This window comes from Frankia sp. AiPa1 (genome assembly GCF_023243075.1).
Lineage (GTDB): Bacteria > Actinomycetota > Actinomycetes > Frankiales > Frankiaceae > Frankia.
In genome coordinates, this window is the sequence record NZ_JALKFZ020000053.1 from 1 (window position 1) to 9,087 (window position 9,087).

The window sequence follows — 9,087 nt, forward strand, 5'->3', positions numbered from 1 at the left end:
GGGGGGGGGGGGGGGGGGGGGGGGGGGGGGGGGGGGGGGGGGGGGGGGGGGGGGGGGGGGGGGGGGGGGGGTGGGGGTGGGGGGCGGGGGGGGGGGGGGGGGGGCCCCCCCCGCCCCCCCCCCCGGAGGCGACCTGCGCTGCGTCCTGGGCGGAGCTGTCCCGGGCGGAGCCGAGATCCGGCGCGAAGTCGGCCGCGTCGCGCAGCGGAGTGCCGCGTTCACGCTGCCGGCCGACGCCCGACCGTCCCTGGGTGTCCCGCGCGGATCCGGCACCGCGCACGGGACCAAGGGCGCGCGTCGGGCCGGCGAAACCGTCCTCGTCCAGGGCCGATCCGGTGAGGGCGGGGACGGCCGGTGCGGGCAGGGCCCGGACGGTGGCGCCGCCGCCCGTCACCCGGCTGTCCTCGGGGTCTTCCGCCTGACGCAGCAGGGTGCCCGGGACCAGGACGATGGCCATCGTGCCCCCGTACGGCGAAGGCCGTAGCCGAACCGAGACGCTGTGCCGCTCGGCGAGGCGGCCGACGACGAACAGGCCGAGCCGCTCGCTGGTCGACAGGTCGAACGGCGGCGGGTTGGCCAGGCGCTCGTTGAGTGCCTGGAACTCCTCGGGGTTCATACCCAGGCCACGGTCCTCGACCTCGATGACGAACCCGTTGGACACCTCGTGCCCGTTGACCTGCACCGGGGTATGCGGCGGGGAGAAGGAGGTGGCGTTCTCGATGAGCTCGGCCAGCATGTGGATGATGTCACCGACGGCATGGCCACTGATGGCCCCGCCGTCGATCGGCATCACCCTTACCCGGGTGTAGTCCTCGACTTCCGCGACGGCGCCGCGCACCACGTCCTTGATGGCAACGGGCCGGCGCCATCCTCGGGCGGGTTTGGAACCGGACAGGACGATGAGGTCCTCCGCGTGGCGGCGCATCCGGGTGGCGAGATGGTCGAGGCGGAACAGCTCCTCGAGCTCGTCGGGGTCGGTCTCCTTGCGCTCCATGCCATCGATGATCTTCAGCTGGCGGTGGATCAGGGCCTGGCTGCGGCGGGCGAGATTGAGGAACGTGTCTCCGATGCTTTTGCGCATCGCGGCCTGTTCGACCGCGGTGCGCACGGCCACGGCATGCACGGTGGAGAAGGCCTCGCCCAGCTGGCCAATCTCATCCGTACTCTGAACACCGACCGGGAAAAGCTCGGCGTCCATATCCACCTGCTCGCCTCGGTGAAGGCGTTCGACGACGCCGGGAAGTCGATCATTGGCGATCTCGAGGGCGCTCTGTCGCAGTCTGCGCAGATGCCGGATCATCGGACTCGCGACGAGCAGCGAAATCACGATCGACACAATGAGGATCAACGACACACCCGTTCCGCCGAACACCGCGTCACGGGTTGCCGTGCTGGACAGGTGGCGGCTGGTCGCGCCCAGGTCGGTGGCAGTGCGGGTCTCGACCTGGCGCATCGCGGCGATCTTCTTGTCGACGGTGCCGAGCCAGGTCTCCTGCGTGATCGTCACCGGCTGCTGGCGCTGGACGGTGCTCACCGTGCCGTCCCGCATGGACGTGGCCGCGGCGATCGTCCGCCCGACGGTCACGTTGTAGTACGACTGCTCCTGGGGCGTCGCGGTGGTGCGGAACTGCTGCAACCACGCGTCCTCGGCACCGGACGAGGTCTGGATGGCACGCAGCGTCGTGGCGTCGGTCTGCCCCAGAATGATCACCCGCGCCACCGCGCCGCGCTGCTGCGCGGCCTGTTCCTTGGCCTGGGAGATGGCGACGAGCGTCGTGGCCCCGTTGACCAGGCGGGAGTCGTGGCTGCCGGCCGCGACGCGGCCGTTGAGCGAGAGCAGGTCGCCGACGACCTCGTTGTAGTACTCGTTGTTCTGGCCGACCTGGGCCTGGTGGGCGTCGATCGCGCGCCGCTGGGCCGGCAGCCGGTCGAGGCGCGCCGAGATCGAATCGAGCGTGCTGGCCAGGGCGTCCCGCGCGCTCGCGGGCAGCCCCGCCTCACCGGCGAGGTAGGTCTGCAACGCCCGGTCGACCGGTGGGCGGGCAGCGATCACCACCTGTTGCTGGGGGACGGCCAGGTAGGACGAACCCACGTAGGAGTTCGTGGCGTAACGCTCGGTCTGCAGCGCCGCGACCAGGTCGTTTGCTTTGATCGCAAAACCGGCCAGCGCCTTCGTGCGGTTCGCGGCCCGGACGTTGTCGACGTTCCCCCGCACCTGTATCGCGCTCAGCACCGCCAACGCGGCCAGGGGGACGACGAGAATCACCACGAGCTTCGAGCGGATGGGCCAATTCTGGAGCATCCGGTCCTCTCGTCCGGCACCCGGCAGGTGGGCGCCTCGTGTGCGGGGGTGTGGGTTCGAGTTCAGCCGGGACAGAAGCCTCTCCAGGAGCGAGGCCGCTGAAGGGGCAGGGCTTGCGCAGGACATCGCTCCGAAGGAGCACATACGACAACGACCGGCGACCGCATTCGCGGGGACCGGTGGTCCGTCAGGGCGTTTGTTCGGGGGCGCAGACAACTCTAGCGGGGCATTCCGGGTACCTCGTTAGGGGCTTGCCTTGTCGACGGGAGAGCGATGGCGCGTTGCAGGCGGTGACGACTATTCACCACCCGGATCACGCACCATCGGGTGGCCGCTGAATGAATGTGGGGTATCCGAAGGCAGGCAGCCTCGGGCCACCGAGACGAACCCGGTCCAACAGTAACCAGCACGGTCCAGCCCGATCTGGCCCGCACGATGGATAGTCATCGGAGCGCCGGTTTCGCGACAGCGACAACATCTGAACACCGGCACTACCGGCAACCCACCGATGAGCCCCGGGACGCACAGCTCACATCCGCAATCGGCACCGGGCGATCCACAATTGCCGGACGCGCTCTTTACTTACCGTGAAGAGCGGTGCGGAATGTGGCGTCCCGCACACCTGCGCATGCGGCCACCCGACGTCCCGGACTCTCGAACGCTGGTTACCCACCCCACCGGGTTTCAATCCCCCACGGCCGGGAAACGCGCCGGGAGCTCCGGCCATGGCCCATACCAGTCACGGCGCGGGCTGACAGGGGCTCGTGCGAACCGTGGCCCACCCCACAAGCAACCCGGCCGCTTGCGCTTATCGGGACAAATACGTCCCATTTGAATGACAACGCAGGGAGTCCGCGGGACGCGGCGGCCGTACCCGGTGGACCAGCGTCGACTGGCTGACCGTGGCGACCAGCGCGCCGCCCTCGTCGTACATGTGCGCCCGCATCTGGGCGACGTTGCGCACCACGGCTTCCACCTGCACGTCGAGCAGGATCCACTCGCCGGCGGGCACTGCGATCAGGCGCAGGTGGTTGTCCAGGCTCGTGCCATAGGTCATGTCGCCCACGGCCTCGATCAGCCCGACCGGGGCGAAGTCCGCGAGCACCGCGAGCGCCGACGCGGTGAGCGCGGGTCCCGCGAGCACCTGCCCGGCCTGCCCGGACGGCCCGGGCCGGCGCAGCCGTAGCCACAGCGCGCTGCGCCCAACCCCCGGGGTGCCGTCAAGGGTGCTCCGCTGCGGGCGGGCCCACCGCTGCTCGACCAGACAGAGCACGCCGTCGCGGTCGAAGGTCAGCCAGTCCGGATAGGTGCGCAGCGGACAGTCCGCCGGCCGCGGAGCCCAGTCGGCGGGCGGCGCGAAGCGCGTGATGGCGCCGCTGGGTCGTCCGAATGTCCCGGTGGCGACGAACACGACCCGCCCACGCGCGGTGGCGCGCACCACGGCCTGCGACAGTCCGCCGTACGGCTCGATGGCGAGCTCGACGGTCTCGCCGCACTGTACCGGCGCGAGAAAGTGCGTCTGTGCCCACAGACACTCCCGCCCGCCGCAGGCGCGCACGAGATCGATCGCCGCCGCCAGGCCGCAGCCGCCCCACAGCGTGCCCTTGGTGTTGAGCAGATGGCGCGCGGCGACGAACCGGCCACGGCGCTGCCCGGGGTCCACCTCGAGAGAGGACAGGATGCCGTGTTCGCTGGGGTCTGTCACGGTGACCATCCTGGCAGGGCCACCACCTCTGCGCCCGGACGCGCGACGGGGGATCGTGCTGTCCACCAGGCCAAGGCCACCAGAGCGCGGCCACCAGAGCGCGGCCCGGACCACGGCCATCACACCCACCACACCCACACCCACGACCACGACGACGACGACGAGGAGATCACGTGAGCGGCCAGATCCAGGCGGAGGTCGACGCGGGAGTCCTGACCCTGCGCATCGCCCGGCCCGAGAAGCGCAACGCGATCACACAGGAGATGTACCTTGCGTTGGCCGAGGCGTTCGCCCGCGCCGAGCGGGAGGACGCCATCCGCGTCATCCGCCTGAGCGGGCAGGGCGGCACGTTCACCGCGGGCAACGACCTCGCGGACTTCCTGTCCGGTGGGGGGCTGCGGACCGACGGCCCGACCATGACGTTCCTGCGGGCGGTGGCGGCCGGGACGAAACTGCTGGTCGCCGAGGTCGACGGCCCGGCGATCGGGATCGGCACGACCGTCCTGCTGCACAGCGACCTGGTGTACGCCAGCGCCCGGGCCGTCTTCGGTCTACCGTTCGTCAACCTGGGGGTGGTGCCGGAGTTCGGGTCCAGCCTGCTGCTGCCGCGCCGAGTGGGACCTGCCGCGGCCGCGCGGCTGCTCTACTTCGGGGAGCCGATCGACGCGGCCGAGGCCGAGCGGCTCGGTCTGGTCACCGAGGTGCTGCCCGACGCCGACGCGCTGCGGGCACGGGTCGACGCCCGCGTCGCGGCGCTGCTCGCCCAGCCCGCACAGGCGCTGGCGGCGACCCGCGCGCTGCTGCACGACTCCTCGGGGCCGGACGTGCTCGCCCGTATCGAGGCCGAGGCGGTGCGGTTCGCCCAGCAGCTCGAGTCACCGCAGACCCGCGCGGCGATCGCTGCCCGCCTGCCGGGAGCGTCCCGCCAGGACCGCCCGTCGCGGGCCTGAACAGCCCGGCGCGGCCACCCCGCGCGGGGCCTGGGCGACCATGGGGGTTTGAGCCACCACGGTGGAGCTCACCGCCCGTCGGCGCGGCACCCGCTGGCGAGGGGGCGCCTCGCCCGAGAGTGCGACAACGTGCCCGCCGAGAGGCGATACCGACCGCATAGGCTGTGGACGCAGACCATGTGGGAGGGGACAGCGGTCGATGAACGACCCGGCGGGCGGCCAGTCGGCCCCGAGCGAGGCCGCGGCCTCCCGGGCGGCACCCGTCGCGCCGCGACGAGCCGCTTCCCCGAAGCCAGCCGCTCCCGACGGACCGGACTTTCCCCGCGGAACAGCGTTCCCCCGGGGGACGGCGGACGAGCCTGGGCTGCGCCAGGCGCTGCGCCGGATGCGCCTGATCGCGACCGGGCTGCTCGCGCTGGTGGTCGTCGTCTACCTGGCGGCCCAGGCCTGGCACAACCATTCCGGACCGGCCTGGACCGGATATCTGGCGGCCGCCGCCGAGGCCGGAGTCGTCGGCGCGCTCGCCGACTGGTTCGCGGTGACGGCGCTGTTCCGCCATCCGCTTGGCCTGCCGATCCCCCACACCGCGATCATTCCGCATCGCAAGGACGCCCTCGGACGCGGCCTGGAGAACTTCGTCAGCACGCACTTCCTCGCCGAACAGGTCGTGCGAGACAAGGTCGACGCTGTCGGGGTATCCGCCCGGGTGGGTGCCTGGCTACGCGATCCGGCCCATGCCGAGCGGGTGACCGCCGAGATCGCCGGACGGCTGTCCACGGTGATCGCCGGGACGAACGACGATCTGGTCCGGGAGATCGTCGACCGGGCCGTCGTGCCGCGGCTGGTCGAACGGCCCTGGGCGGGAACCCTCGGCGCGCTGCTGCAGCGCGTCCTCGACGCCCGGATGCACGACCGGCTCGTCGAGCTGATCCTCGCCGAGGTCGAACAGTGGCTGCTACTCAACCCCGAGACGTTCAGCCGACTCGTGCTCGACCAGGCCCCGACCTGGACCCCGCAGTGGCTCGATGAGGCGGTCGCGGCCAAGGCCTACGACAAGGCGCTGGAGGCGCTGGCCCAGATCCGGGCCGATCCCGAGCATCGGGTCCGCCGGACCCTGGACCGATTCCTCGGCGACCAGGCCGCCCGGCTGCGCACCGATGCGCATCTCGGCGAGCAGGTCGAGCAGATGAAACGGCGTTGGCTAGCCCGTCCGGAGGTCGGCCAGGCGGTCGCGGCGATCTGGGCGAGCGCCCAGGCGATCCTGCTCGATCTGGTCACGGACCCGGACAGCACCGCCCGGGTGCGCGCCCGCCGTGAGCTCGCCGCCTTCGGCGCCCGGCTGGCCGACGATCCCGAACTCGCGCGCACCGTCGACCAGGGCGCCGCGGACCTCGCCGCCCGTGCCGTCGCCCGCTACAAGGGCGACATCGCGGCGATCATCGGCGACACCGTGGCGAGCTGGGAACCAGCCGAGACCTCCCGGCGCATCGAGCTGCACGTAGGCCGCGACCTGCAGTTCATCCGGATCAACGGCACGGTGGTCGGCGCCCTGGTCGGCCTGGTCATCCACACCCTGACCCAGCTGTTGCTGTGACGCCCCGTCGGCGTGTCGGGCGCCGAGACTCGTCTTCACCGGTGGGGTGGTCGCGGCGCTGCTCGCCTCGCCGGTCGTCTGGTGCCACTACCTGCTGCCGCTGGTCGCGCCGCTGCTCACGTTGAGCCGGGCCGCGGGGTCTCCCGCCGTCGCCACCGGGCAGCCGGCCACAGGACAGGCACGGACGGAATCGCCCCGACCAGAACACTGGAGACAACCCGAGCGGCCGAGACCCGCGGCACCTCGCGGCCGGGACGCACGGCCCATCGCGCCCGTGCCGGTCGCCCTGTTCGCGGCCGGGTCGTGGCTGCTCGTCACGCCACACCGCACCACCGGCGCCGATCTGGCCGTGACCGCCCTCATCGGCGTCCCTCTGGCGCTGTCGTGCCTGGTCGGCGCCGGTCGACGCAGGCCCTTCGCCGGTCGGCCCAGGCCGTTGTTCCCGACCGTGATCCTCGTCGCGTCCCGACCGGCCCTGATCGGCGCTTTCGGCGTCCTGCTGGTGGGGTTCGCCGCGGTGCACGCGGCCGGCGCACGCGTCATCGGACCGTTCGCCGTGTGCGTCGGGGTCGGAGTGTTTCTGGTGTTCGCGGCCCGCAACACCGCGGCACGCGGCCCCAGCGGGCCGCCGCGGGGCCTCCGCGCGATCGGGTGAGTCCGGACGATGCGGACCGCGTCCACGCACGGGGGCACCGCGCCGTGCACCGAGGATCTGGCGCACCATGACGGGGCAGACCGCCACCCACGGGTATGCACCAACTCGTTGCACCCTGCCGACGGGCCCCGATACTCGGATCGTCGAGGTACCGTAAAACACGACGACGGCCCGAGCGGCTGTCCGCGCCCGGCTGAATGGTCGGGTGTGCGAGGTCGGTGCGAGCGCCATAGCGGGACATCCCGCCGTTGGGTCCGGTCGCGGAGCCGGCCGTACCCCGGCCGCCGGACGATGCAACGGGCTTGTGCGGACCTTCGCACCTGTCCAACTGATCTCATGGTGGCCCTGACCTGATCGGCGGATCCCTCTGTCTCAGCATGGAAACTCCCAGTCCCTTGCTGCCCATCGCCAGCCGCGCCCGCCCCGGGGCCGTGGCGCAGCGAGCGGTGCCGGTCGCGGCTCCGGCCGCGGCTCCCGGTACGGTGGCTCCCGCTTCAGCGGCCCGGCGCGTCCGGCCGCTTCTGCCCTCACCACCCGTGACCCCCGGCCCCCGGCGGAGTCCTTCGAGGACGCCGGCCTGCCCAAGAGGCTGATCAGGGCGCTGGCCGAGCGGGACATCGCCGCTCCGTTCGCGGTGCAGGCGGCGACCCTGCCCGACGTGCTCGCCGGAGAGAACGTGCTTGGCCGGGCCCGCACCGGCTCGGGCAAGACCCTCGCGTTCGGCCTGCCGATCCTCGGTCGGCTCGCCGGCGGCGGTCCGGCCACCCCGCGCAGGCCTCGCGCCCTCGTGCTGGTCCCCACCCGCGAGCTGGCCCAGCAGGTCAACGACGCCCTCGAGCCGCTGACCCGCTCGCTGAACCTCCGGATGGTCCCCGTCTACGGCGGGACGTCGATCAGCCGGCAGATGTCGGTGCTGCGCCGCGGAGTGCACCTGGTCGTGGCCACCCCGGGCCGGCTGACCGACCTCATCGAGCGCGGCGCCTGTGAGCTCGGCGACATCGAGATGACCGTGCTCGACGAGGCCGACTTCATGTGCGACCTCGGCTTCCTGCCGGCGGTGCGGGCACTGCTGGACGCCACTCCCAGCGGCGGGCAGCGGCTGCTGTTCTCCGCGACGCTCGACCGCGAGGTCGAGGTGCTCGTCCGCGACTATCTGCCGGACCCGGTGCTCGTCGCGATCGACTCGGAGACCTCCCAGGTCACCACACTTGTGCGGCATGCCCTGGAAGCGCCCGACCGGGCCGCGCAGGTGGAGCTCGTCACCGCGCTCGCCGGCGGGTCCGGGCGCACGCTGGTGTTCGTGCGCACCCAGCGCGACGCCGACCGGATCGCCGAGTCGCTGTCCCGCGCGGGCGTCCCGGCCGAGCCGCTGCACGGCGGGATGCCGCAGGGCGCCCGGACTCGGGCGCTCGCCGGGTTCACCGACGGGTTCTACCGGGTGCTGGTCGCGACCGACGTCGCGGCGCGCGGTATCCACGTCGACGGCATCCGGCTGGTCGTGCACCTCGGCCCGCCCGAGGACGCCAAGACCTACCAGCACCGTGGCGGCCGTACCGCCCGGGCCGGCGCCGACGGTGCCGACGTGCTGGTCACCCTGCCCGCCGAGCGCGGCAAGGTGCGCGGGCTGCTGCGCGCGGTCGGCGTCGAGGCGCGACCGGTGCCGACGAAGCCCGACGACCCGGTGATCCTCGAGCTCGCCGGCCCGCCGGCGCCTCGGGTCAGCCGGGACGCGATCCCGAAGGCCCGCGACGCGTCCAGCAGCGGTGGTGGCGGCCGCGGACCCCGGTTCGGCGGTGGTCCTCGCGCCGGTTCCACCGGGACGCGTGACGGTGAGCTTCGTCACGGCCGTCGCGACGGCCACCGGATCGGCCGGCCCGGATC

Annotated in this window: 6 protein-coding genes; 4 read left to right on the top strand and 2 right to left on the bottom strand. The window is 72.5% G+C overall.

Annotated elements, in window-relative coordinates:
* The coding region (locus MXD95_RS06760; protein ID WP_250639681.1) for a sensor histidine kinase at positions 1-2,302 on the bottom strand (2,302 nt) is incomplete at its 3' end.
* Between the two features lie 808 nt (positions 2,303-3,110).
* On the bottom strand, positions 3,111-4,007 hold the full coding sequence (locus MXD95_RS06765; protein WP_250639682.1) for a thioesterase family protein: 897 nt from the start codon (positions 4,005-4,007) through the stop codon (positions 3,111-3,113).
* Between the two features lie 173 nt (positions 4,008-4,180).
* Between MXD95_RS06765 and MXD95_RS06770 the strand changes: the two genes are divergently transcribed.
* The 4 genes from MXD95_RS06770 to MXD95_RS06785 form a co-directional block, all read left to right on the top strand.
* Positions 4,181-4,957 carry an enoyl-CoA hydratase-related protein gene (locus tag MXD95_RS06770; protein WP_250639683.1) on the top strand — a complete coding sequence of 259 codons (777 nt, stop codon included), beginning with the start codon at positions 4,181-4,183 and terminating at the stop codon, positions 4,955-4,957.
* A 385-nt stretch (positions 4,958-5,342) separates the two neighbouring features.
* Positions 5,343-6,551, top strand: coding sequence for a DUF445 domain-containing protein (locus MXD95_RS06775; protein WP_250639686.1), 1,209 nt, complete (start codon positions 5,343-5,345; stop codon positions 6,549-6,551).
* A gap of 46 nt (positions 6,552-6,597) precedes the next feature.
* Complete coding sequence (locus MXD95_RS06780; RefSeq protein WP_250639684.1) at positions 6,598-7,206, top strand: hypothetical protein; 609 nt, start codon at positions 6,598-6,600, stop codon at positions 7,204-7,206.
* Positions 7,207-7,840: 634 nt separating this feature from the next.
* Positions 7,841-9,087 (top strand): DEAD/DEAH box helicase (locus tag MXD95_RS06785; RefSeq protein WP_250639685.1); only part of this gene is annotated, 1,247 nt, incomplete at its 3' end.